Annotated in this window: 23 protein-coding genes and 3 pseudogenes; 11 read left to right on the top strand and 15 right to left on the bottom strand. The window is 69.3% G+C overall.

Translation table 11 applies throughout. The features are described from left to right. Positions 1-118 precede the first annotated feature (118 nt). Positions 119-247 (top strand): annotated as a pseudogene (locus AB0I18_RS39730) (OmpA family protein); the annotation flags it as partial. A gap of 67 nt (positions 248-314) precedes the next feature. On the opposite strand, the gene AB0I18_RS39725 reads toward AB0I18_RS39730, so the two are convergent. The 3 genes from AB0I18_RS39725 to AB0I18_RS39715 all read right to left on the bottom strand — a co-directional run bounded on the left by AB0I18_RS39725 (position 315) and on the right by AB0I18_RS39715 (position 2,742). Continuing rightward, complete coding sequence (locus AB0I18_RS39725) at positions 315-494, bottom strand: hypothetical protein (protein ID WP_363110601.1); 180 nt, start codon at positions 492-494, stop codon at positions 315-317. A gap of 75 nt (positions 495-569) precedes the next feature. Further along, entirely contained in the window at positions 570-1,547 is a 978-nt protein-coding gene (locus AB0I18_RS39720) for a recombinase family protein (RefSeq protein ID WP_363110600.1), read from the bottom strand. A 385-nt stretch (positions 1,548-1,932) separates the two neighbouring features. Next, the gene (locus AB0I18_RS39715) at positions 1,933-2,742 is read right to left on the bottom strand and encodes an MBL fold metallo-hydrolase (protein ID WP_363110599.1); all 810 of its coding nucleotides are present in this window, start codon (positions 2,740-2,742) and stop codon (positions 1,933-1,935) included. 93 nt (positions 2,743-2,835) lie between these two features. On the opposite strand from AB0I18_RS39715, the gene AB0I18_RS39710 reads away from it, so the two are divergent. Continuing rightward, a complete protein-coding gene (locus AB0I18_RS39710; protein ID WP_363110598.1) occupies positions 2,836-3,444 on the top strand; it encodes an ABATE domain-containing protein in 609 nt (202 codons plus the stop codon). 259 nt (positions 3,445-3,703) lie between these two features. Here the strand turns inward: AB0I18_RS39710 and AB0I18_RS39705 are convergent. The 4 genes and pseudogenes from AB0I18_RS39705 to AB0I18_RS39690 form a co-directional block, all read right to left on the bottom strand. Beyond that, a pseudogene (locus AB0I18_RS39705) lies at positions 3,704-3,841 on the bottom strand (IS110 family transposase); the annotation flags it as partial. Positions 3,842-4,223: 382 nt separating this feature from the next. Beyond that, a pseudogene (locus AB0I18_RS39700) lies at positions 4,224-4,622 on the bottom strand (DUF4158 domain-containing protein); the annotation flags it as partial. Positions 4,623-5,104: 482 nt separating this feature from the next. Beyond that, a complete protein-coding gene (locus AB0I18_RS39695; RefSeq protein WP_363110597.1) occupies positions 5,105-5,476 on the bottom strand; it encodes a hypothetical protein in 372 nt (123 codons plus the stop codon). After that, positions 5,473-5,769 carry a hypothetical protein gene (locus AB0I18_RS39690; RefSeq protein WP_363110596.1) on the bottom strand — a complete coding sequence of 99 codons (297 nt, stop codon included), beginning with the start codon at positions 5,767-5,769 and terminating at the stop codon, positions 5,473-5,475. Before AB0I18_RS39690 ends, AB0I18_RS39695 begins: the two co-directional genes overlap by 4 nt. Positions 5,770-5,916: 147 nt before the next feature. Here AB0I18_RS39690 and AB0I18_RS39685 point away from each other — a divergent pair, with 147 nt between their 5' ends. Then, positions 5,917-6,201, top strand: a complete 285-nt coding sequence (locus AB0I18_RS39685; protein WP_363110595.1) for a winged helix-turn-helix domain-containing protein — start codon at positions 5,917-5,919, stop codon at positions 6,199-6,201. Between the two features lie 24 nt (positions 6,202-6,225). Here the strand turns inward: AB0I18_RS39685 and AB0I18_RS39680 are convergent, their stop codons facing one another. After that, a complete protein-coding gene (locus AB0I18_RS39680; protein ID WP_363110594.1) occupies positions 6,226-6,828 on the bottom strand; it encodes a disulfide bond formation protein DsbA in 603 nt (200 codons plus the stop codon). Between the two features lie 160 nt (positions 6,829-6,988). Between AB0I18_RS39680 and AB0I18_RS39675 the strand changes: the two genes are divergently transcribed. Further along, a complete protein-coding gene (locus AB0I18_RS39675) occupies positions 6,989-7,873 on the top strand; it encodes an LLM class flavin-dependent oxidoreductase (RefSeq protein ID WP_363110593.1) in 885 nt (294 codons plus the stop codon). Between the two features lie 70 nt (positions 7,874-7,943). Then, positions 7,944-8,453 carry a GNAT family N-acetyltransferase gene (locus AB0I18_RS39670; protein ID WP_363110592.1) on the top strand — a complete coding sequence of 170 codons (510 nt, stop codon included), beginning with the start codon at positions 7,944-7,946 and terminating at the stop codon, positions 8,451-8,453. Here AB0I18_RS39670 and AB0I18_RS39665 read toward each other — a convergent pair. Continuing rightward, positions 8,450-8,959, bottom strand: coding sequence for a DinB family protein (locus AB0I18_RS39665; protein WP_363110591.1), 510 nt, complete (start codon positions 8,957-8,959; stop codon positions 8,450-8,452). The genes AB0I18_RS39670 and AB0I18_RS39665 overlap by 4 nt on opposite strands. Positions 8,960-9,111: 152 nt before the next feature. Between AB0I18_RS39665 and AB0I18_RS39660 the strand changes: the two genes are divergently transcribed. Further along, positions 9,112-9,891, top strand: coding sequence for a methyltransferase domain-containing protein (locus AB0I18_RS39660; RefSeq protein ID WP_363110590.1), 780 nt, complete (start codon positions 9,112-9,114; stop codon positions 9,889-9,891). Positions 9,892-9,930: 39 nt separating this feature from the next. Here AB0I18_RS39660 and AB0I18_RS39655 read toward each other — a convergent pair whose 3' ends face one another. Then, positions 9,931-10,290, bottom strand: coding sequence for a metalloregulator ArsR/SmtB family transcription factor (locus tag AB0I18_RS39655; RefSeq protein WP_363110589.1), 360 nt, complete (start codon positions 10,288-10,290; stop codon positions 9,931-9,933). Positions 10,291-10,539: 249 nt separating this feature from the next. Between AB0I18_RS39655 and AB0I18_RS39650 the strand changes: the two genes are divergently transcribed. After that, positions 10,540-10,923, top strand: coding sequence for a helix-turn-helix domain-containing protein (locus AB0I18_RS39650; RefSeq protein WP_363110588.1), 384 nt, complete (start codon positions 10,540-10,542; stop codon positions 10,921-10,923). A 239-nt stretch (positions 10,924-11,162) separates the two neighbouring features. Here AB0I18_RS39650 and AB0I18_RS39645 read toward each other — a convergent pair whose 3' ends face one another. Then, positions 11,163-11,498, bottom strand: coding sequence for a DUF192 domain-containing protein (locus AB0I18_RS39645; RefSeq protein ID WP_363110587.1), 336 nt, complete (start codon positions 11,496-11,498; stop codon positions 11,163-11,165). Positions 11,499-12,083: 585 nt separating this feature from the next. Here AB0I18_RS39645 and AB0I18_RS39640 point away from each other — a divergent pair. The 4 genes from AB0I18_RS39640 to AB0I18_RS39625 all read left to right on the top strand — a co-directional run bounded on the left by AB0I18_RS39640 (position 12,084) and on the right by AB0I18_RS39625 (position 17,158). After that, on the top strand, positions 12,084-12,857 hold the full coding sequence (locus AB0I18_RS39640) for an isoprenyl transferase (protein WP_363110586.1): 774 nt from the start codon (positions 12,084-12,086) through the stop codon (positions 12,855-12,857). A 332-nt stretch (positions 12,858-13,189) separates the two neighbouring features. After that, positions 13,190-14,515, top strand: a complete 1,326-nt coding sequence (locus tag AB0I18_RS39635; RefSeq protein ID WP_363110585.1) for a PhoH family protein — start codon at positions 13,190-13,192, stop codon at positions 14,513-14,515. A gap of 436 nt (positions 14,516-14,951) precedes the next feature. Continuing rightward, positions 14,952-15,656: a transglycosylase SLT domain-containing protein gene (locus AB0I18_RS39630; RefSeq protein ID WP_363110584.1), complete on the top strand. Its 705-nt coding sequence runs from the start codon at positions 14,952-14,954 to the stop codon at positions 15,654-15,656. A 134-nt stretch (positions 15,657-15,790) separates the two neighbouring features. Next, positions 15,791-17,158 (top strand): AI-2E family transporter, encoded by a 1,368-nt coding sequence (locus AB0I18_RS39625; RefSeq protein ID WP_363110583.1) that lies wholly within the window; start codon positions 15,791-15,793, stop codon positions 17,156-17,158. 36 nt (positions 17,159-17,194) lie between these two features. Here AB0I18_RS39625 and AB0I18_RS39620 read toward each other — a convergent pair whose 3' ends face one another. From AB0I18_RS39620 to AB0I18_RS39605, 4 genes are all read right to left on the bottom strand, one after another. Next, positions 17,195-17,728: an alkyl hydroperoxide reductase gene (locus AB0I18_RS39620; protein ID WP_363110582.1), complete on the bottom strand. Its 534-nt coding sequence runs from the start codon at positions 17,726-17,728 to the stop codon at positions 17,195-17,197. A gap of 180 nt (positions 17,729-17,908) precedes the next feature. After that, complete coding sequence (locus AB0I18_RS39615; protein ID WP_363110581.1) at positions 17,909-20,242, bottom strand: ABC transporter permease; 2,334 nt, start codon at positions 20,240-20,242, stop codon at positions 17,909-17,911. Beyond that, on the bottom strand, positions 20,239-20,925 hold the full coding sequence (locus tag AB0I18_RS39610) for an ABC transporter ATP-binding protein (RefSeq protein WP_363110580.1): 687 nt from the start codon (positions 20,923-20,925) through the stop codon (positions 20,239-20,241). The genes AB0I18_RS39615 and AB0I18_RS39610 overlap by 4 nt, the downstream gene beginning before the upstream one ends. After that, a complete protein-coding gene (locus tag AB0I18_RS39605; RefSeq protein ID WP_363110579.1) occupies positions 20,922-21,446 on the bottom strand; it encodes a PadR family transcriptional regulator in 525 nt (174 codons plus the stop codon). The genes AB0I18_RS39610 and AB0I18_RS39605 overlap by 4 nt, the downstream gene beginning before the upstream one ends. Positions 21,447-21,514 lie beyond the last annotated feature (68 nt).

Raw genomic sequence — 21,514 nt, 5'->3', positions numbered from 1 at the left:
CCGCCCGCTTCTTTGCCAGTGTCGTGGAAGCGCGACACTGACAAAGAAGCGGGCGGCCCCCACAGCAACCGGAAATCCCAGTCCAAGGACAGCTCGGAAGTGAACCCGGAGCTGCGTGGAGGCAGTCCAAGGCCAGTTGGCCACCAGTCTCGGTGGGGACGTCACCTTCGTGATGCGCGGCTGCAGCGAGAAGTACCCGATCGCGGACAACACCTCGGAGCAGGGCCGCCGCAAGAACCGCCGGGTGTGCACTCACTTCAGCCCCTCACTGTCGAGGTGCAGCTCGCCATGGCTCAACTGGCCTTGTGCGCGTGTCATTCCGGACCCGCGTTCCCTTCGTGGTCCTGCGCGGCGCACGCGTTCGCGGCCAGGGCCTCGGCCTCGCGGAAGGTCGCTGCAGCCCGCTCCTCGATCTCAGGGGTGGGCGGACCGATTTCCGCCTCCTTCTCCTGGAACAACTCATCGAGCAGGTCGCGCTGAATCCGCCGTTCCACTGCCGCGCTGACGTACGCCGAGAATCGGCCCTGTTCTCGTATAGCTACGGCCAGGTGGCGTGTAGCGCTGAGTGACTACACAGGGCTGCGGTCACGCTGCTGAAGGGCTGCGAAGTCGGCGTGTGCTGTCTCGACTGCTTCCGGGTACGCCTGGGCCTTCTCGTGCTCGGCGAGCGCCCGGTAGATGCTCGCGACCGAGGGGTTCTGTCCCTTGCGCTTGCCGGTGGGGATGATCAGGGCGGGCTGGATCTGTTCGACGGACTCGCCGCCTGAGCGGCGCCGCAGGACGGTGTGGAGCATGTCGTCGGTGATGACCGAGGGCCGGCCGCCGTACTTGCCTTTGCGGGCCGCGGTCTCCAGCCCCTCCAGGGTCGATTCGCGGATGTTCTCCCGCTCGGTCTCCGCCATTGCGGCGAAGAAGCCGAACAGCAGCTTGCCGGGGCCGGTGGGGTCGTAGATGCCGGTCAGCGGCCCGGCGAGCATCTCCAGCACCAGGCCGTGCTCGGTTAGATGGTCCGCGAGGGCGGTGAGCTCTGCCGCGTCCCGTCCGAGTCTCTTCATCTCGAACACGGTGAAGATGACCCGGCAGTGCGGGGCATGCGCCTTGACCTCCCGGGCGGTCCTCAGCGCCTCCTCGAACTGCGGGCGGACCTTGATCCGGGTGCTGATCTTCTCGCTGAAAATCTTGTCCCTGCTGATGCCGTGCTTGGCGAGCGCGTCCAGCTGCGAGTCGAGTTCCTGGCTGAGGTGCGAGCAACGGGCGTACCCGATGCGGATGTCCGCGCTCGGCAGGCTGGGATCGACGGCCGCGGGCACCGGCTTGCCGGGGCGCCAGGGCTGCCCCGGCCCCCGGTTGGCCGGGGTCGGCACCCGCAGTTCCTTCGCCAGTTTCGGCACCTTGGTGAAGCGGCCGGTGTGGTAGGCGCTCGTGACTGCCCCGCTGCGCGAGCGGCACGGCGAGCCGGGTGCGGCCTTGCACTTCGGGCACGGATGGCGCTCGACGAGATCGGCTTCGGCCTCAGGGCCGGCGGAGGGTTCTTGAGGGGCCGTCATGGACCCTGATTTTCGCACAACGCAAGTCTCAGAACTCCCCTCCCGTCACCTTTGCGTGCGAACGGGTTCTGAGAGTCGATCCGCTTCTCGGCGGCCACCGTCCAACCCTTTTTGATCTTGCTCCGGCAAAGGGTCGTTTGTGAGAAGTGGCCGACGAAATGAAGACGCCGACGGGAGGGAACAGGGCAGGGGTCTGGTGGACAGGTGTGCCGAGCAGAGATGATCAAGGCAGGTTCGCCACCGGGCGTGCCGATCCTTCTCTGTCGTTCTGGCAGGGTGCAAGGGGCGCCACGAGGGGTCGCAGCCGGGGTCGGGTCCCGATGTGCTGTGTGCTGCGGGCCCCGACCCCGGCACGAGGTCTCGGTTCATGCGTGGCGGTCCGGGCTCAGGCGTGCTGCACCCAGTCCTGGTCCAGGCGGTCGGTCAGGTCCGCGGCGGCGAAGGCTGCCTTCAGCTCGTCGCGGCCTTCGGTGAAGTGGGCCCAGCTGTCGTGGTGGACGGGCACGACATGTCGGGCGCCGAGGATCTGGGTGGCTTCGGCGGCCTGGGCGCTGTCCAGGACGATCAGGTTGCCGTCGAAGACCATGGGGAAGCGGGGTGCTCCGGCAAACAGGAGGGCGGTGTCGACCGGGGCGAAGCGCTCGGCTATCTCCCTGACCGCGTCGAGCGAGGCGTTGTCGCCGCTGGCGTAGACGGTGGGCAGGCCCTCGCCGGTCAGGACGAAGCCGACGACCTGGCCGGTGCTCGCTTCGACCTCCTCGCGCGGGCCGGGGCCGTGGATGGCGGGCACGCCTGTGACGGTGATGGCGCCGGGGCCGCCGTCCCGGCGCTCGAGCTCGACGGACTGCCAGTCGGCCAGGCCCTTGGCCCGCTCCCCCAGCGTCTCGCCCAGGCGCTCCCCGCCGCCGGGGGTGGTCAGGGTCAGCGGGATGTCGGCGAGCAGGGCACGGCCGGAGGTGTCGAGGTTGTCGGCGTGCTCGTCGTGCGAGAGCAGGACCACGTCGACGCGGCCGAGGTCGGCCGGGGTGCCGGTGGAGGGGGCGGTCTTGGTCAGGGTCGGGCGACCGGGCCTGGAGTAGTCGCCGGGGCCGTCGAAGGTCGGGTCGGTCACGAAGCGAAGGCCGCCGTACTCGAACAGGGCCGTCGGACCGCCGAACGTGCGGACCGGGACCTGGCTGGCGTTGAGCTGAGACATCACGTCTCCCTTTCTCACGAAAAAAACCTGTGGTTTCCGTGACTCCAGGCTAGGCAGGTATCACGGAAAAACACAAGCGCTACCATGAGAGGTATGGACGACACCCTGGCCACCGACGTAGCACCGACCGCTCTGCCTCCGGCGCCGGGTGCCGACCGGTACCGCTCCCTGGGCTTCGCCGACACCGTCGCCACCCTGCCCGCCGGTCAGGGCTACGACCTGCTCGCCGCACCGGAATCCGCCATGCACTGGCTCGCCGCTCACGACCTGACCACCCCGCAGGTACAGCTGTACGAGGTATGTGCACAGCGGATGCGCACGCTGCGCGCTCACATACGCGCTGTATTCGCCGCCCGCGTCGATGCCACCATCCCGCCCGAGGAGTCCCTGCGCGCGGTGAACGAGGCCCTCACGGCCGTGCCCACCGCCCCCCTCCTCGCCTGGGACGGGGCCCGGGGCCTGCACCGCATCCAGGCGCACCCCACCGACCAGGCCGTCAACCACGCACTGGCGACCCTCGCCGCCGACGCCGCCGACCTGCTCACCGGGCCCGACGCCGACATCCTCGCTTCCTGCGGATCAGCCCCCTGCGACCGGTTCCTCCTGCGCACCCACGGCCGGCGCCACTGGTGCTCCACACGCTGCGGCGACCGTGTCCGCGCCGCCCGCGCCTACGCCCGCCGCAGCGGTGCCTCGGGCTGACGTCCCACCCCAGGGCCTATCGCGGACCGCCCGGTGGCCACGCGAAACACCTTCAGCAGACTGCTCCCGGTTGCCAACCGACAGCCGGAAGCCCGATCACTGAAGATCACTACATTGCCCCGGACTCTCTCGCGCCCGAGGCGCGTGGCGACCGAATATCCCACCGTCGGTACCGATCGCCCCGGACCCGCCGAGTGCGGACATCCGCATCGCCTACGTCCGCTGCTCGACCCTCGGGGGGGTGCCTCTATGACTTTGGTCAAGGGTTGATCGGGGTTGGTGGTTGGTAGAAGGTGCCGTCGCGGAGCATGGCGAAGAGGACGTCGGCTCGGCGGCGGGCGAGGCAGAGGAGGGCTTGTGTGTGGCGCTTGCCCTCTTTGATCTTCTTGTCGTAGTAGGTACTCCTTCGACGCCCGCGCCCGCCACGCGTCCACCAGCTTCTCCGACACGTCCGCGAACAGGTCCGCGGGCAGCTCCAGCCGCCTCACGCGCTGGAGCTTGTTCACCTCCGCCAGCAGGCTCTCCAGCCCCGGCGCCCCCGGGTCGGTCTTCAGCTCGGCGAAGTGCGACCGCCCGCCGCCCGCCACCGCGCCCTCGCTGTCCGCTTCCTCGGACGCCCCGTCTTCGCTGCTGACGACCAGGTCCTCCAGGCGCGAGCGGGTCGCGTGCGAGAGCCGCTCCACTCTGCTTCGGCAGAACTGGGCCTCGAAGTCCTTGACCGCCTTGGCCACCAACCGCCCGACCTGCCCCGGGGCCGGCGGCTCAACGTGGTCGTTACGGCACCGGGCCACTACCGCCGCCAGCCGATCCCGCGACAACTCCACCGGGCACAACTCAGCGGCCAGCCACACGGCCAGCCGCTCCTGGTCCTCCTCGGTGATCGCCCGGAACCCGTACGCCGCACGGATCTGCTTGCGGTGCCGCTTGATCCGGTCGCCTTGCCAGTCATAGTCCGCCCACGCCCCAGCGGGAACCTTCACCTGCTGGGCCACGTACTCCACCGCCGCGGCGGGCATCTCCCTGGCGGACTCCGGGAACCGGGCCTCCACCTCGAAGAACTTCAGCAGCAGAGCGAATCCCAGCCGGGTCGTCCCCGACTTGTTCCGCACCTTCTTCATGTCGTCTTCGAGCAGCGTCCAGACCTCAATCAGGTCTTCCGGCTCCCAGTCCTGCCGCACCCGCCCCGCCCTCTCACCGTCACTCGTTCAGCTCAACGAGACAGCCAGAGCAGGGAAACGAGGACTCAGTGCCACACACCACCTGGCCGTAGCTTTACGAGAACAGGGCCGAATCCGCGTGGGCCGACGCGCGCCTTGACCGTGGCGATAAGGTCCGCAGGCATGGACACGCTCACCTTCCGGGCTGGGCCTTCGTCCTTGCCGTACTGCTCAGTGGAGTCCACTACGTCAGGGTAGTGCTGCAATAGCAAAGGAAATAGCAAACCGTTTCGGTGTGACTTCTTGCCCGGCCGCCGTGGGACCCACGTGTAGGCGCACCAGTCGGTGCTCATCGCTGGCGCGGAGGGACCGTCCCAGGCAAGCACGTGCTTAGCGACTCAGGTTTGCCGCGATGCCTTCGTGCGGATGGCGGAGAGGCGAGGGGGCGCCGCCTCGGTGCTCCGGCGGGATCTTCCAGGTGACGTGGTGGTGTTCGTTGCTCATCAGGTCTCCTCGGCCGTGCTGTGCTCTCGCGTCCGGCAGCGTGGGCATCCGCACGGCGGATACGCCGACGTGCGCGGTAGTGGATCGGCTCGGCCGCCGGTGAGGATCTCCACCTGGCCCCGGTCCTCGGTCACGGCGCAGTCCGCGTCGACCGTGTAGACGCGCAGGGTGAGGCGGGAGCGGCGGCGCGGGGTGGTCTCTGAGAGTTCCAGGTCCAGCACGTCGGTCATGGGCGGGTAGTGGTCGGCGCACTCGGTGCATGCGTAGACGTTGAAGCCGGGGCCCGTCGCCGCGTGCACCTCGTGGACCAGGACCGGGGCGTCCGTCGTGTCCTGGCAGCGGGCGCACATCCGTACGGCGGGGCGCGTCATCGGGAGGCCGCCGGTACGCGGACGCCGTGGATGTGGTCCGGGCCGACGTCGATGCCGAGGGTTGCCAGGTAGGTGGCCCGGCGGCGTTCGCGTTGGTGGCGGCGTTCGGCGGGGTCCAGGACGTAGGGGCGTACGAGTCGGGATGCGTTGCCGTCGAGGACCTCGGTGAAGCGGGGCGGCGGAACGGGGATGATCCGCAACGGCGGGAGCGCGCCGAAGCGGTGGCGGCCCCGGGCGCGTGGGGTGCAGAGAGTGAGCACCCATGCCAGGAATCGAACGATAAGGTCGAGCACGTTGACACTCCTAAGAGGCGTTGACCGTGCCCCGGGACGGCTCACATCCGTCGCCGGGGTCTCTTACGTCTCGACCGTACAAGCTCAGTGAAGCTCTGTATAGCTCATTGATGGTCTTCGCAGGTCAGGCGTGCTTACGGTGGCTCTATGAGTGGCCAGAACGAAATTCCGGACTTCGATCCGCAGGGACCGCAGCTGGTGTACGTCGCGATCGCCGACCACATCGCTGCGCGCATCTCGGCGGGCGAGCTGCGGCCGGGAGCTCGCCTGCCCCCCGAGCGCGACCTCGCAACGGAATACGGGGTCGCCTACTTGACGGTGCGGCGCGCCGCTCAGGTGCTGCGCGAGCGTGAGCTGATCGTCACTGTGCACGGCAAGGGCACGTTCGTTGCTGATCCACTACCGGAGCCGAAGGCCCCCGACAGCGAGTGACCGGCCAAGCTCAACGGCGGGGGCTCACACCTTCGGCTCCGCGTGTGCCGTCGCCTTGAGTTCGTGGAAGCCCGGGGTTCCCGCCACCAGCAGCGTTCCGTCCCACAGATCCCCGGCCTGCGAACCGGTGAGGGGCTGGGAGACGACGGGGCCGAAGAACGCGACGCGGGTGCCCGCGGCGGTGGTCGTCGCGATGATCGGTGTGCCGACGTGGGGGCCGAGTTCGTTCATGGCCTCCGCGTGGGAGGCGCGTACGGCCGCGTCGTACGACGTCGACGTACCGGCCTGCGCGAGGCGCCGGGGCAGACCGGCCCGTTCGAGAGCGTTGGCAAGGGCATCGGTCCAGCCGTCGTCGCGGTGCGCGGGGTTCCACAGCTCCGCGTGGAACGCGCCGAGCGCCTCGTGGCCGTACTCCTGCTCTACCGCGGCGCACACCCGCACCGGTATCCAGAGGTAGCCCTCCGGGTCTCCCTCGGGGTCGTCGTCGCGGCCTTCGTTGAGTACCGACAGGCTCATGACGCGCCAGCGTGGTGTGACGGGCCGGACCTTGCTGACCTCGACGAGCCAGCGGGAGGTCAGCCATGTGTAGGGGCAGGACGGGTCCAACCAGAAGTCCGCGGTCACCATGTGCCTGGACACCTCGCTCCGGAGTCGACGCGGCCCGCCGCCACGGGACGGACCGCGGGGGCTTGCGCGCCACCAGGCTGTCAGCTGTGCGCGGCGCGTTCACGCCCCCGAAGCGACAAAGGTGTTGTCCCCCCGCTCCGCGGCCGGGTAGGAAGACCGCATGACTGCACTCGGTGCCGTGTTCCGGCCTCAACTGCCCCCCGAACGCCTACGGACCATGGCTCGCGTCGCGGAGGACGCGGGGCTGGAGGAGCTGTGGCTGTGGGAGGACTGCTTCCTGGAAGGAGGAATCTCGGCGGCGGCCGCGGCCCTGGCCTGGACGGAGCGGCTGCGCGTGGGAGTCGGTCTGCTTCCCGTGCCGTTGCGGAACGTCGCCGTGACCGCGATGGAGGCCGCCACACTGCACCGGCTGTTCCCGGGCCGGGCGGTGCTGAGTGTCGGCCACGGTGTCCAGGACTGGATGGGGCAGGTCGGGGCGAGGGCCGAATCGCCCGTGACGCTGCTGCGGGAGTACCTCGTGGCGTTGCGCGCGTTGCTGCGGGGCGAGCGCGTCACGACGGACGGCCGGTACGTGAAACTCGACGGCGTCGCCCTCGACTGGCCCCCGGAGACCGCGGCGCGCATCCTTGCCGGAGCCACCGGACCGCGTACGCTCCGGCTCTCCGGGGAGGCGGCCGACGGGACCATCCTCACCGCGGGCACCCCACCCGAGGGTGTACGGAAAGCCCGCCAACTCATCGACGAGGGGCGGAAGTCGGCCTCCCTCAGCGACGGTGCGGACGGTCCGCACACCGTGGTCGTCTACCTCCTCACCGCCACCGGCCAGGACGCCGCCGCCCGCCTCCACGCCGAACTGGACACGGAAGGCCTGGCGTCGGTCCCGGACCTCGGAGTCGCCGGAAACGCGGAGACGGTCGCCAAGGCCGTCCAGCGCCTCGTGGACGCGGGCGCCGACAGCGTGATCCTCCAGCCGACCGCCGACGAACCCGACCCCGAGGGCTTCATCCGCTTCGTGGCCGAGGACGTACGCCCCCTCGTCCCTTAAGCCCCCGGCCGCCGTAGCCGTCGTCGTCGCTCACGCCGGATGTCAGTGCCCGGTGCCAGACTCTCTCGGCATGAGCGACGACGAGGACGACGACGAGCGCGTATGCCTGAGGGCCGTGGAAGAAGCCGACCTGGACGTGTTCTTCGAGCAGCAACATGACGCGGAGGCGCTCCGGCGATCGAGGTTCACCCCGCGGCCACGCGACCGCTTCATGACCCACTGGGTCGACAAAATCTTCGGGGACGACACATGCCTCGTACGGACGGTCGTCGTGGACGGCAGCCCGGCGGGCTACATCGTCGCCTGGTGGGAGCAGGACCGCCGCTTCATCGGCTACTGGCTCGGCCGCGCCTACTGGGGCCGGGGCATCGGCACCCGAGCCCTCGCTCTCTTCCTCCGCGAGGAGAAGACCCGCCCGCTCCACGCCGACCCGTTCGCCGAGAACACCGCCTCGGTCCGTCTCCTGGAACGACACGGTTTCCAGCCCGTCGGCACGGTCCGCCACGGCGAAGATGTCCACACCCTCCTCGTACTCGACATCAACTCCGACTCCGAGAGGCCTCGGCCTGAAGGAGGCTAGGACAGGCGCCGATTCCCCGTCGCCCCGTCGACCAGCTCGCGCAGGATGTCCATGTGGCCCGCGTGCCGGGCCGTCTCCTCGATCAGGTGGATGAGGACCCAGCGCAACGACACCCCGTGGCCGCGCCATGGGGGCTTCCCTGGAGCGTCCAGCGGCAGCTCGGTGATCACGCGGTCGGCCGCCGCCCGGGCACGCCCGTAGAAGTCCACGATCCGGGCCGTCGGCTCACCGGGGCCGACGGTCATGTCCTCCTCGGTGTTCGGGTCGAACCACAGCGGCTCCACGTCGTGGCCGAACGTCGAGCAGAACCAGCCGTACTCGACCGAGCCGAGGTGCTTCACCAGGCCCAGCAGGTTCGTACCGGACGGGGTCATCGGCCGGCGCAGCTGCTCGTCGTCCAGTCCCTCCAGTTTCCAGAGCACGATGTCCCGATGGTGGTCGAGGCTCGCGTGCAGGCTTTCCTTCTCGCCACCGGCGTAGGGCATTCCAGCCCCTGGAGTCGTCATGCCGCGAACGTAACAGTCCCCACTGACAGCGCACGATGACCATGTGGACCGACCATGCCCACCGACACCGCCCGCCGACACAGACACCGCCCACCGACACCGCCCGGAGAAATCAGTCGCGGCACGGAATCCCTGCCTGCCACCATCAACCGATGAGCCGGAGCCAGCCCAGCCGTACCTTCGAAGAGCTCGTCGCCGAGGCCGAAGCCGCCCCCACCGAAGGGTGGGACTTCTCGTGGTTCGAGGGGCGGGCCACCGAGGCGCGGCCCTCCTGGGGATACGCGCGGGCGATGGGGGAGCGCCTGGCCAAGGCGCAGGCCGCGCTCGACCTCCAGACGGGTGGCGGTGAAGTCCTCGCGTCGGCAAGGGAGTTGCCGAGGCTCACGGTCGCCACCGAGGGCTGGCCCCCGAACGTCGCCAAGGCCACCGCCCTCCTCCATCCACGCGGCGCCGTGGTGGTCGCCTCGCCGGAGGACGCGCCGCTGCCGTTCGGCGACGCGGCGTTCGACCTCGTCGTGAGCCGGCACCCGGTCCAGGCGCACTGGACGGAGATCGCCCGCGTCCTCAGACCCGGCGGCACCTACTTCGCCCAGCACGTGGGTCCCAACAGCGCCTACGAGGTGGTCGAGTACTTCCTCGGCCCGCAGCCCGACGCCCGGCGCAACGCCCGTCACCCGGACCTGGAGCGTGCCGGGGCCGAGGCCGCGGGGCTGGAGATCGTCGACCTGCGTGCGGAGCGGCTGCGGATGGAGTTCCACGACATCGGGGCCGTCGTGCACTTCCTGCGGAAGGTGGTGTGGATGGTCCCCGGCTTCACCGTGGACCAGTACAGGACCCAACTCCTCGGCCTGCACGAGCAGATCGAGGAGTTGGGCCCGTTCGTGGCCCACAGCACCCGCCACCTCATCGAGGCCCGCAAGCCGGACGCGTAACCCCTTCCCCGGACGCGTAACCCCAAGCCCGACGAGTAACTACGCCTCGTCCCGCAGCCCCAGCCGCAGGTGCTCCACATGGTGCAGCGCCTGCTCCAGCAGCTCCGCGACATGGTGGTCGTACAGCGCGTACACGATGGACCGTCCCCGCCGCTCACCCGTGACGAGCCCCAGGTTCCGCAGCAGCCGCAGCTGGTGCGAGCACGCCGACTGCTCCAGGCCCGCCGCCACCGCCAGTTCCCCGACCGCGCACGGCCCCTCCCGCAGGCGCGCCAGGATGCGCAGCCGGGAGGGCGTGGCAAGGGCCTGGAGCGTGGCTGCGACGTCCGCGGCGCCGACGGCGTCCAGACGTTCGCGGGTGCTGCTCTTCTCGTCGACTTCGTCGACTCCGTGGCCCATGCGGTCATCGTAGCGAGGCACCTGGTTCATGTATCGGAGTAAATGAATACATATTCATCTGTTCCTGCGAGATGGCCGCGCGACCCGCGTGGCGCGAATGAGCCTGTCGCCGACGGTGGTTGTCGCCCATGGGGTCGTGCTCGCGGCCTCCCGTGTGATCCTCGTTGGCATGGCGGATGGCGTGACGGCGGAGCCGGGCCCGGAAAGGGTCAGGTCCCGTCCGCCGCCCGGTCTTGGGAGGAGTTGGCCATGTCGAAGGGCAAAGGTCCCTACAGCTGCGGTCTCGACGCCGCCGTGGACGTCGTGGGCGGAAAGTGGAAGCCGATGATCCTCTGGGCGCTGCACGCGGGCGGAACGCTGCGCTTCGGTGAGCTGCGCCGCCATGTCGAGGGGGTCAGCGAGAAGGTACTGAGCCAGCAGTTGCGCGAGCTGGAGCAGGACGCGGTGGTACGTCGCGAGGTGTACGGGGAGGTGCCGCCCCGGGTCGAGTACTCGCTGACCGAGCTGGGCAAAGCACTGAATACCGCCCTGCTCCCGCTGGGCGAATGGGGCGATCGTCACATGCGGGAAATTATCGCCCGTAAACACCCGGAAATGAGCAAAGAGGTGCCGGTCGTCGCGCAGTCCGGATGAGTCCGGGCAGGGGCGGGTGGCGGGGCCAGGTGGGAGCTCCCGGGAAAAACCCGGAAGAGCTCACACGTTTTTCACATCGTTATCGCGGATGGCGCCTTTCACCCCCTCGCCTCACGTAAGTTCAAGCCAAGGTAATTCGCGTGAGCAAAGTCGCGCGGGACGGCACCGCGCGGCGGAGGGGGCCGCGCGGTGCCCGCCGCCGACGCCGGGCCGCCCGCCTCGCCGGTCCGCGGGCCGCCTCAGAAGTCCCGTACGCGGACCACTTCCCCGCGCCGCAGACCCCACCGCTCCATCGCCCCTGCCTCCGCCTCCAGTACGTGCCGGGCCCGGAAGCGGGGCAGCCCGATCCGCCCCGGGCGCATGGTCCGCACCGCCAGGACGCGCAGCTTCCGGTCCAGGTAGGCGACATCGACCGCGAACCGCATCCCCAGCGTGTGCACCGCGCTCGCCGGCGTCAGCAGCAGCGCCCCCTCGATCCCGTCCCGCCCGAGCAGCCCGCGCCGCCGCGCCCGCCCCGACTCGGCGAGCTCCAGAGGTACGGGTTCCGGCGTGTGAGCGGTCGTGAACGTTGCCATGGCTCCGAAATCGGCGTCGGCGGTAGAGATGTCGGGGTAGGGATCGGTATCGGCGTCAAGTGAGCGTTCATCGCCCGCGTCACCCTTGGGGCGTACGTCCGAGGCATGTGGCCCAATGTCCCGCGATCGCGCTCAAACCCCCTGGTTCCCTCCGGATTCCTGTGGATTGCCTTGGAATTCGATGTGATTCAGCCATGATCCGCCACTGAATGAACGCTTCCGCACCCACCCGGGCGTTGTGGGGCAACTCCGGAGAGTAGTTGTGGCACGCCGATGTACGCAGCATCACTTACGAAGGGTTATGGTGGAAACCCCCCCTCGGGCCGGTCCGTCTCCCCCCCACGGACCGGCCCGTTTTTTTGTGCGCTCTTACGCGCCCGGCGTACGCCCCGAAGCCGCCGCCCCGGTCCACGAGAGCCCCGGTGGGACCGTGTCGGAGGCCGGCGCTCAGCATCGCCTGGTCACGGGGAGGCCTTGTACCCCAAGGGGAAGCGGCGCTCCCGCAGCGGTAGGGTGTCGCCCTCGGGAACCGCCGTTTGCACGGTTCCCGGGGACTGCCGTCTGCACGGAGGGGCTGACAAACACGTGAACCTGCGCGACAACCTGCGCCGCTTGCTGGTCAGGTTCTATGCACGCAGGGTGGAAGGCCACCTTGACCACGACCAGGTGCCCAAGCACATCGGGGTCATCATGGACGGCAACCGGCGCTGGGCGAAGGCGGCCGGCAGCACGGCCGCCCAGGGGCACCGGGCCGGAGCGGACAAGATCGAGGAGTTCCTCGGCTGGTGCTCCGAGACCGACGTCGAGGTCGTCACCCTCTGGCTGCTGTCGACGGACAACTTCGACCGCCCCAAGGAAGAGCTCGTACCGCTGCTCGGCATCATCGAGAACGTCGTACGCTCCCTCGCCGCCGACGGCCGCTGGCGCGTGCACCACGTGGGTACGCCCGACATCCTGCCCTCGCCGATGCAGACCGTCCTGAAGGAGGCCGAGGAGGCCACCGGGCACGTCGACGGGATAGTCGTGAACGTCGCGATCGGCTACGGCGGCCGCCAGGAGATCGCCGACGCCGTGCGCTCGATGATCCTCGACCACGCCGACAAGGGCACCTCGATGGAGGAGCTCGCCGAGAACGTCGACATCGACATGATCGGCAAGCACCTCTACACCAGCCACCAGCCCGACCCCGACCTCGTGATCCGTACGAGCGGCGAGCAGCGGCTGTCCGGATTCATGCTCTGGCAGTCGGCCCACTCCGAGTACTACTTCTGCGATGTCTTCTGGCCGGCCTTCCGCAAGGTCGACTTCCTGCGCGCCCTGCGTGACTACGCGGCGCGACACCGCCGTTACGGAGGCTGACGGCGGCCCGGAGGTAACGCCTCTGGGGGGCTATCAGGGGCGCGTCAGGGACGTACGTCATCTGGAGTTAACGAAGGCGCCGTCATGTGCCGTGGCATGGGCGTGCGAGTTCAAGGGCATAAGCCTTCCAGGTCGACACCCGAACCACGGGTGTCGTATCTCAGCGGACGGCACGGGGCCGTCCGCCCGGGAGGCCCTTTGCACCAGCCCGACCGTGCGGTCAGTACGGACGAAGCGGAGGGCCGGTTCTCGGCCCGCGTGTATCGCGGCCGCGGACCGGTCCAGTTCTCCTCCGTCGCTCCCCGACCTCATCCGAGGGGGTACGTCCTTCCGTGGTGACCAGCACTAAGCGCCGTATGCCAGACCGGCGCACCTATGTTCTCGACACCAGCGTCCTGCTGGCCGACCCGCACGCCATGAACCGCTTCGAGGAGCACGAAGTCGTGCTGCCCATCGTCGTGGTCACGGAATTGGAGGCCAAGCGGCACCATCCCGAACTCGGCTACTTCGCCCGGCAGGCCCTGCGCCTGCTCGACGACTACCGGGTGAAGTACGGCCGGCTCGATGCCCCCATCCCCACCGGGGAGCTGGGCGGGACCGTACGTGTCGAGCTCAATCACTCGGACCCCAGTGTGCTGCCCAGCGGCTACCGCCTGGGGGACAACGACTCCCGCATCCTCGCGGTCGCCCGCAATCTGCAGGCCGAGGGATTCGACGTCACGGTCGTGTCGAAGGATCTCCCGCTCAGGATCAAGGCCTCGTCGGTCGGGCTCCTCGCCGAGGAGTACCGCGCCGAGCTCGCCATCACCGGCTCCTCCGGCTGGACCGGAATGTCCGAACTGACGCTCTCCGGCGAGCAGGTGGACCTCCTCTTCGAGCAGGAGACCCTGTACGTCCCCGAGGCGTCGGAGTATCCGGTGCACACGGGCCTGATGATCCAGTCCGAGCGCGGCAAAGCCCTGGGGCGCGTGACGTCCGAGGGCAACGTCCGGCTCGTACGGGGTGATCGGGAGGCCTTCGGCATCAAGGGGCGCAGCGCGGAGCAACGTATCGCGCTGGATCTGCTGCTCGATCCGGACGTCGGGATCGTGTCGATGGGCGGCCGGGCCGGCACCGGGAAGTCCGCGCTCGCGCTGTGCGCGGGCCTGGAGGCGGTGCTGGAGCGGCGGCAGCACCAGAAGGTGATGGTCTTCCGGCCGCTGTACGCGGTGGGCGGGCAGGAGCTCGGCTATCTGCCCGGCTCCGAGTCCGAGAAGATGGGTCCCTGGGCGCAGGCGGTCTTCGACACGCTCTCCGCGGTCACCAGCCGCGAGGTCATCGAGGAGGTCACCGCGCGCGGCATGCTGGAGGTCCTGCCGCTCACGCACATCCGCGGCCGCTCACTCCACGACGCGTTCGTGATCGTGGACGAGGCCCAATCCCTGGAGCGGAACGTCCTGTTGACCGTTCTGTCCCGAATCGGCGCGAATTCACGGGTCATTCTGACTCATGACGTGGCGCAGCGGGACAATCTGCGCGTCGGCCGGTACGACGGTGTCGTGGCCGTCGTGGAGAAGCTGAAGGGGCATCCGCTCTTCGCGCACGTCACGCTCACCAGGTCCGAGCGGTCCCAGATCGCGGCACTTGTGACCGAAATGCTGGAGGACGGGCACATCTGATCCCACCTGCCCCACCTGGTCCCGGTTGGTTAAAGGGTGGTGGCTACACGGTAGTTGACGCCGTCCGGCAAAGGCGAAAAGCCTAGCCGGGCGGCGTCTTGGCGTGTGCTCGTTTCCGGAAAACTCCTGAGGCAAACGGGGTGTGAGCTTTCACACTCGGCACAGAATTGCCTCCCGGCGCCGGGGTGCGGCAGAGTCTCACTCCTGTCAGGCCCCGCATACGACACACCTGTACCCCCAGCGGTACGGCACAACAGCAGCATCCAGAACTTCATAGAGCCGTCGTATGCCGCCCGCGCACCATGGAGCGCTCCTGTCACGGGAGTTGTCCACCGGGCCCGTGCCTCCCGTGACCCCGCAGTTGGGAGGCCAGTGCCAGGGGCACGATTGCGTCCGCGAGGGTCACCTGTAGCGGGCGATGCTGGAAGGAAACCGTGTGAGCCGGATTTCGGTCCGGGGACTCGCAGTGGCCTCGGCCACCGCGGTCACCGCTGTCGGCGCTGTCTCTGGTGTTGCCTCGGGCAACGCCCCTCTCGCCGACGACGCCGACACAACGGCGAGCGACGCGACGCTCCTCGCGGACATACCCGCGGGCCAGCAGGCCCAGGTGCAGACCGCTTCCCTGACGCAGCAGGCGGACTCGCAGGCCATCGCCGCGGACGCCACCGCTCGGAAGGACGCGGAGGAGTCCGCGCGCAAGCAGGCCGCCAAGGACGCGATCGCCAAGCAGAAGGCCGCGGAGAAGGCCGAGCGGGAGGCAAAGGAACGGAAGGAACGCGAGGAGGCCGAGAAGGTCGCCAGCCGTTCCGCCACGCGTGATCCGTCCAGCTTCCCGGTGCTGCCCTCGTACACCGCTGAGCAGGTCAAGGAGATGGCGCGCCAGATCGTCCCGGCGGACCAGTTCTCGTGCTTCAGCACGATCGTGGACCACGAGTCCAGCTGGAACTACAAGGCGGACAATCCCACCTCCGACGCCTACGGCCTGATGCAGGCGCTGCCGGGCTCCAAGATGGCGTCGGCCGGCGCCGACTGGATGTCCAACCCGGCCACCCAGATCAAGTGGGGCCTGAGCTACATGGCCGACCGGTACGGCAGTCCGTGCGAGGCCTGGGATTTCTGGCAGGCCAACAACTACTACTGAGCCGGCAACCGCTCAGTCGTCTCAACCTCTCCGAGCCCCTCACCGTCCTACGGTGGGGGGCTTCGGCCATGTACGGTCGACCCCGGCAAACCCCCGGGGGAGTGGTGGGGAGCAACGGGGAAAAGGAACGGATCATGTCGCGAGTGCCGAAGTGGATCGGTCGGCTCGGTGCCGGACTGACCGAGATGGGCGAGCGGTTGGAGGAGCGCCGCGCCGAGGCCGACAGGGCCGACCGGGACGACGCGGATGTCAGGGACGCCTCGGACGTCCCGGGCCCGCAGGCCGAAGGGGCCCCGCCAGCGGCCTCATCCCCGTCGTCGTCCCAGCCCCGGTCTTCGGCCGACGCTCCCGCCGTGGGCGTCCGTCCCGATCCCGCCGCGGCCGTCCCGTGGGGCATGCGGGTCGCCGCCGAGGCCGGCTGGCGACTGCTCGTACTCGCGGGCACCGTCTGGGTGTTGATGCGAGTCATCAGCGCCGTCCAGCTCGTCGTCCTCTCCTTCGTGGCCGCGCTGCTCATCACCGCGCTGCTCCAGCCGACCGTCGCGCGGCTGCGGCGGTACGGGGTGCCGCGCGGGCCCGCCACCGCGCTCACCGCGATCCTCGGCTTCGTGGTCATGGGGCTGGTCGGCTGGTTCGTGGTCTGGCAGGTCATGGAGAACATCGACAACCTCTCCGACCAGGTCCAGGACGGCATCGACGAGTTGCAGCGCTGGCTGCTCAACAGCCCGTTCCATGTGACCGAGGATCAGATCAAGGACATCGCCAAGAGCCTGCGCGAGGCCGTCGGCGCCAACACGGACGAGATCACGTCGGCGGGCCTCGAAGGTGTCACGGTCATCGTGGAGGCGCTGACCGGCATCCTCCTCACGATGTTCTCCACCCTCTTCCTCCTCTACGACGGCAAGCGCATCTGGGAGTGGACCCTCAAGCTCGTGCCGGCGGCCGCCCGTCCGGGGGTCGCGGGGGCGGGCCCGCGCGCGTGGCGCACGTTGACCGCCTATGTCCGGGGCACGGTGATAGTCGCTCTCATCGACGCCATCTTCATCGGCCTCGGCATCTTCTTCCTCGATGTCCCGATGGCCGTGCCGCTCGCCGTCTTCATCTTCCTGTTCGCGTTCATTCCGCTGGTCGGCGCGGTGGTGTCGGGGGCGCTGGCGGTGGTGGTCGCGCTGGTGACGCAGGGTGTCTTCACGGCGGTCATGGTGCTGGCGGTGGTGCTGGCCGTGCAGCAGATCGAGGGGCACATCCTCCAGCCGTTCATTCTGGGGCGGGCGGTGCGGGTGCATCCGCTGGCCGTTGTGCTGTCCGTCGCCGCGGGTGGCCTGGTCGCGGGGATCGGTGGTGCCGTTGTCGCCGTGCCGCTCGTCGCCGTCGTCAACACGGTGGTCGGGTACCTGCGGTCGTACTCCCGGGAGTCGGGCCTCCGCCGGTCTCCGGTGCCGCACGGGGCGACCGCGACGGACGCGGCTCCGGTGGAGCGGCCGTCGGACGCGTCCAGGTAGGCCGGACGCGTCCAGGCAGGAGGAAACGCCTCCGGACTACTCCGCCAGGATCTCCTCCGCGTCCAGTGTGACCCCCACCGCCTGGACGACCGCGGCGATCTTGAAAGCCTCCTGAATCGTCTCCCGGTCGACTCCCGCCCTGCGGAGCACCTGCTCGTGGTGATCGAGACACTGCCCGCACCCGTTGATGGCGGAGACGGCGACCGACCACAGCTCGAAGTCGACCTTCGCCACACCCGGGTCGCCGATCACGTTCGTGCGGAGACCCGCCCGCAGGTTCCCGTACTCCGGGTCGGAGAGCAGGTGCCGCGTGCGGTGGAAGACGTTGTTCATCGCCATGACGGCCGCGGTGGTCTTGGCCGCGGTGTAGGCCTCCGGCGACAGCTTCGCGTTGGCCTCCTCCTCCAGCTCACGCAGGACACGAGGAGAGCGCGAGGCGATCGCGCAGGCGAGCACCGTGCCCCACAGCTGCTGCTCGGGCAGCTCGGAGTCGCCGATCACCGAACCCAGGTTCAGGCGAAGGTCCTTGGCGTAGTCCGGAATCGCGGACTTCAGCGCGTCGAGGGACATGGATCACTCACCGTCCGGCAGGTCGATCGAGCCGAACAGCAGCGGACTGTCATCAACGGTGAGCATCGGGCTCCTCCTGGGCAACCGGAAAAGGCCGCTCCGCGTGCGGCGGCCGCTGCCGGTACGGGTGTGGTGAACCCGTACCCGGCAACGGCCTTAACTCAAAGGGGCCTGGCCAAGTTACTCCGTGCGCAGGCCGTCCGGACGCATCAGGCGCAGCAGCGGCGGCAGACTGAGGGCCGTCACGAGGAGGACGACCGCCGCCCCGATGCCCGTCATCGACAGGACGCTCAGCCAGTCCACGGTCACCGAAGTGGCCGTCATCTTCAGCAGGACCGCCCCCAGGGCGAGCCCCACCACCGCGGCGAGGACCAGACCGAGGGTGATCGGGATCGCGGTCTGCCACAGCACCGACAGGCTCAGCGTGCGGCGCCGGGTGCCGAAGGCCACCAGGACCGACAGCAGCTTCTTGCGCTCGCGCAGCTGCTCCAGCTGGGAGACCAGCAGGCTGGCGCCGATCAGCGCGAGGACGCCGGCCGCGCCGACGAACAGGCCGGTGCGGATGGAGTCGTAGCGGTCGGACCGCTCGGTCGCCGTGTACGCCATGGGGTTCGAGATCGGGTCGATCCGTACCGCGGTGTTGCGTACGTACTCGCGCACGTCCGGGACCGACATGTCGAGCCGGAGATAGATCTGCGTGATGAGAGCCGGGACCGCCGCGGCGGGCAGCGCGCTCGGGGTGACCAGGAAGCCGCCGCGCTCCCAACCCGTCGGGGACACGCGCGGGGCGGCCTTCTTGATGCCCCGCGGGACCGTCCAGGCGACCTCCTTGCCCGGGGTGGAGTCGGTGTAGGAGGGGTCGATGTAGACCTTGCGGCCGCTCGCGGCCATCTTCGGGGTGTCCGTGTCGTACTCGACACCGTGCACAGCGAACACGTCCCCCTCACGGCACGAGGGCAGCTTCGCCACCTCGCGCAGGGAGGCGCAGTCGCCCACGGTCAGCTCCGAGATCGCCCCGGGGTCCTTCACGCTGTCGCCCAGCGAGGCGTCGGAGAGTGGGATGGCCTGGCGCACGCCACGGGTCTCGGAGAGTTCCCGCATGGCCCCGGGGAGCGAGACGCCCTTCGGTACGGTCAGCCCCATCTGGGCGCGCGAGAGATCGTTGCCGGTGGACTTCGTGTAGTTGCTCTGGACGCCGGAGAACAGCATCTGCAGGGCGATCGCGCCGGCCACCGCCACCGCGATGCCGTTGACCATGCGGGCCGCGGTGCCGCTGCTCAACTGGAGCCTGCGGACGGCCAGTTGCCAGGAGACCGAGCCGGAGTTCAGCCGGGCCACGACAGCTTCCACGAGCCACGGCAGCAGCGCGGTGATGCCGATGAGCAGCAGGACGACTCCGCCGGTCACCAGGTACTCGTTGAAGTTCCCGTTCTCGCGGCCCTTGCCGATCATCGGGGAGAGCATCGCGAGACCGCCCAGCGGCAGCAGCAGCCGCCACCACAGCCGGCGCCGGGCGGGCTTGGCCGTGCGCACCACGCCGAGGGGTTCGATGACCACACCGCGCAGGGCGAGGAGAGTCACCGCGACGGCGGCCGCCGGGACCGCGACGGCGATCAGCACGGCCAGTACGGGCGTCGGGTCGAGGTAGCTCGGGAACACGCTGATGTCGAAGAACTCGAGGGTGCCCGCGAGCTGACGGCCGATCAGGAAGAAGCCGGTGCCGAAGACCAGTCCGACGAGTGCCCCGGAGAGCGCCTCGCCCGCGGCGATCCGGTGGGTCATCCGGCTGTCGGCGCCGACCAGCCGCAGGGCCGCGAGCCTGCGGTCGCGCCGCTCGCCGCCGAAGCGTACGGCCGCGGCGATGAAGACGCCGACCGGCATCAGCAGCACCACGAACACCATCAGGACGAGCAGCAGCAGGACCGGGTCCAGCTTCTCCGAGGGCGCCTTCTTCGCATGGAAGGTGTCGATGCGCGCGACATCGGCGCCGTTGATGCGCGGGGCCAGGTCGTCGCCGCCCGCGTAGAAGGCGAGTTCGGCCGGGCCGATGAGACCGAGCTCGCCGATGGTGTCGGTGATCCGGTACGGCAGCCGCTCACGCAGCAGTTCGGCGTCCTTGGACCCCAGCAGCTCCTTGAGCGCGGGCGACACGACCATCTCGCCCGGCGCGGGGAACTTCTCCACCCCCGGCGGCAGCGGTGCCCGCATGCCTTCGGGCTCCAGCTGGCGGCCGCGGACGTCCGCGCCACGGAACTCGGTGTCGATGTTCGCGACGAGCACGGTGTTGTCGGCCCTGGCCGTGTCGTCCGTGCTGTACGGGATGTCCATACGGGAGTACTCGCGGTCGGACCGTGCCTGCATCGCGTTCGGGATCGCCGTGGTGAGCAGCAGCAGCGCCACACCGAGGCCGACGCCCACGCCGGTGAGCAGCACGCGCATCCAGCCCTCGCGCCCGCCGGTGAACGCGAACTTGGCGCCCATGGCCAGGTCTCTCGACCACTGGCGTGCGTTCATACGACGCGCTCCATGTCCCGGGACTTGCCGTCCCGTACGACGATCTCGCGGTCCGAGTACGCGGCCACGCGGGCCTCGTGCGTGACGAGGACGACGGCGGCGTTGGCGGACCGTGCGGCGTCCGTCAGCAGCTCCATCACGCGCTCGCCGTTGAGCGAGTCGAGGGCGCCGGTGGGCTCGTCGGCGAAGAGCACGCGCGGGCCGGTGACCAGCGAGCGGGCGACGGCGACACGCTGGCCCTGGCCGCCGGAGACCTCGCCGGGCCGCTTGGCCCTGAGGTCGTCGACCTCCAGGCGCTCCATCCACGACAGGGCGGTGCGCTCGGCCTCCTTGCGGGAGGTGCCGTTCAGGCGCAGCGGCAGGGCGACGTTCTCGACGCAGGTCAGTTCGGGGACGAGCTGCCCGAACTGGAAGACGAAGCCGAACTCGGAGCGCCGCAGCGCACTGCGCTGGGCGTCGTTCATCGTCGCCATCTCCTGGCCGTTGTACATGATCGAGCCCGAGTCGGGCGGCACGATGCCGGCGAGGCAGTGCAGGAGGGTCGACTTGCCGGAGCCCGAGGGGCCCATCACGGCGACGACCTCGCCCGGGTGGATGGAGAACTCGGCGCCGTCGAGGGCGTTGGTGGGGCCGTACGCCTTGCGCAGGTCGTGGGCCGCGAGCAGGGAGCCTGCGGGGGTCATCGGGTCACCGCCTCGGCGAGTTTTCCGAGGCGCGCGGCGGTGAGTTCAAGCCACCGCAGGTCGGCCTCGAGGTGGAAGAGGGCGTGGTCGCAGATCAGCTGGTCGGCAAGGTCGCCCTTGCGCTTGCGGTCGGTGAGGATGCGCATCATCCGCAGGTGCTCCGAGCGCTGGGTGTCGAGGATCCCGGACGCGTCACGGTGCGTCAGGAGAGCGAGGACGACCTTTGTGTAAAGGGTCGACTGGAGATACGGCTCGGGCTTCTCCGGCGTCGCGAGCCACCGCTGGACATCGGTGACACCCGCCTCGGTGATCGCGTACCGCTTCCGCTCCGGGCCGCCGCCCGCCTCTATCCCGTCGACCTCCACGAGGCCGTTCTTCAGCAGCCGGGACATCGTCGAATAGACCTGGCCGTAGTGCAGCGGCCGATCATGACCGAACTTCTCGTCGAAGGCCCGCTTCAGGTCGTAACCATGACGGGGCCCGGACTCAAGGAGCCCGAGGAGTGTGTGACCGATGGACATGAGCAGGACTCTACACAGTGGGTATACACGCCGTGTATACCCACTGTGGATAGCCGACTTCAGGGCGT

Origin of the sequence: Streptomyces sp. NPDC050704 (genome assembly GCF_040654355.1) — a bacterium.
Lineage (GTDB): Bacteria > Actinomycetota > Actinomycetes > Streptomycetales > Streptomycetaceae > Streptomyces.
The sequence above is the reverse complement of the archived record's forward strand: the minus strand, read 5'-3'. Positions and strand labels throughout refer to the sequence as shown.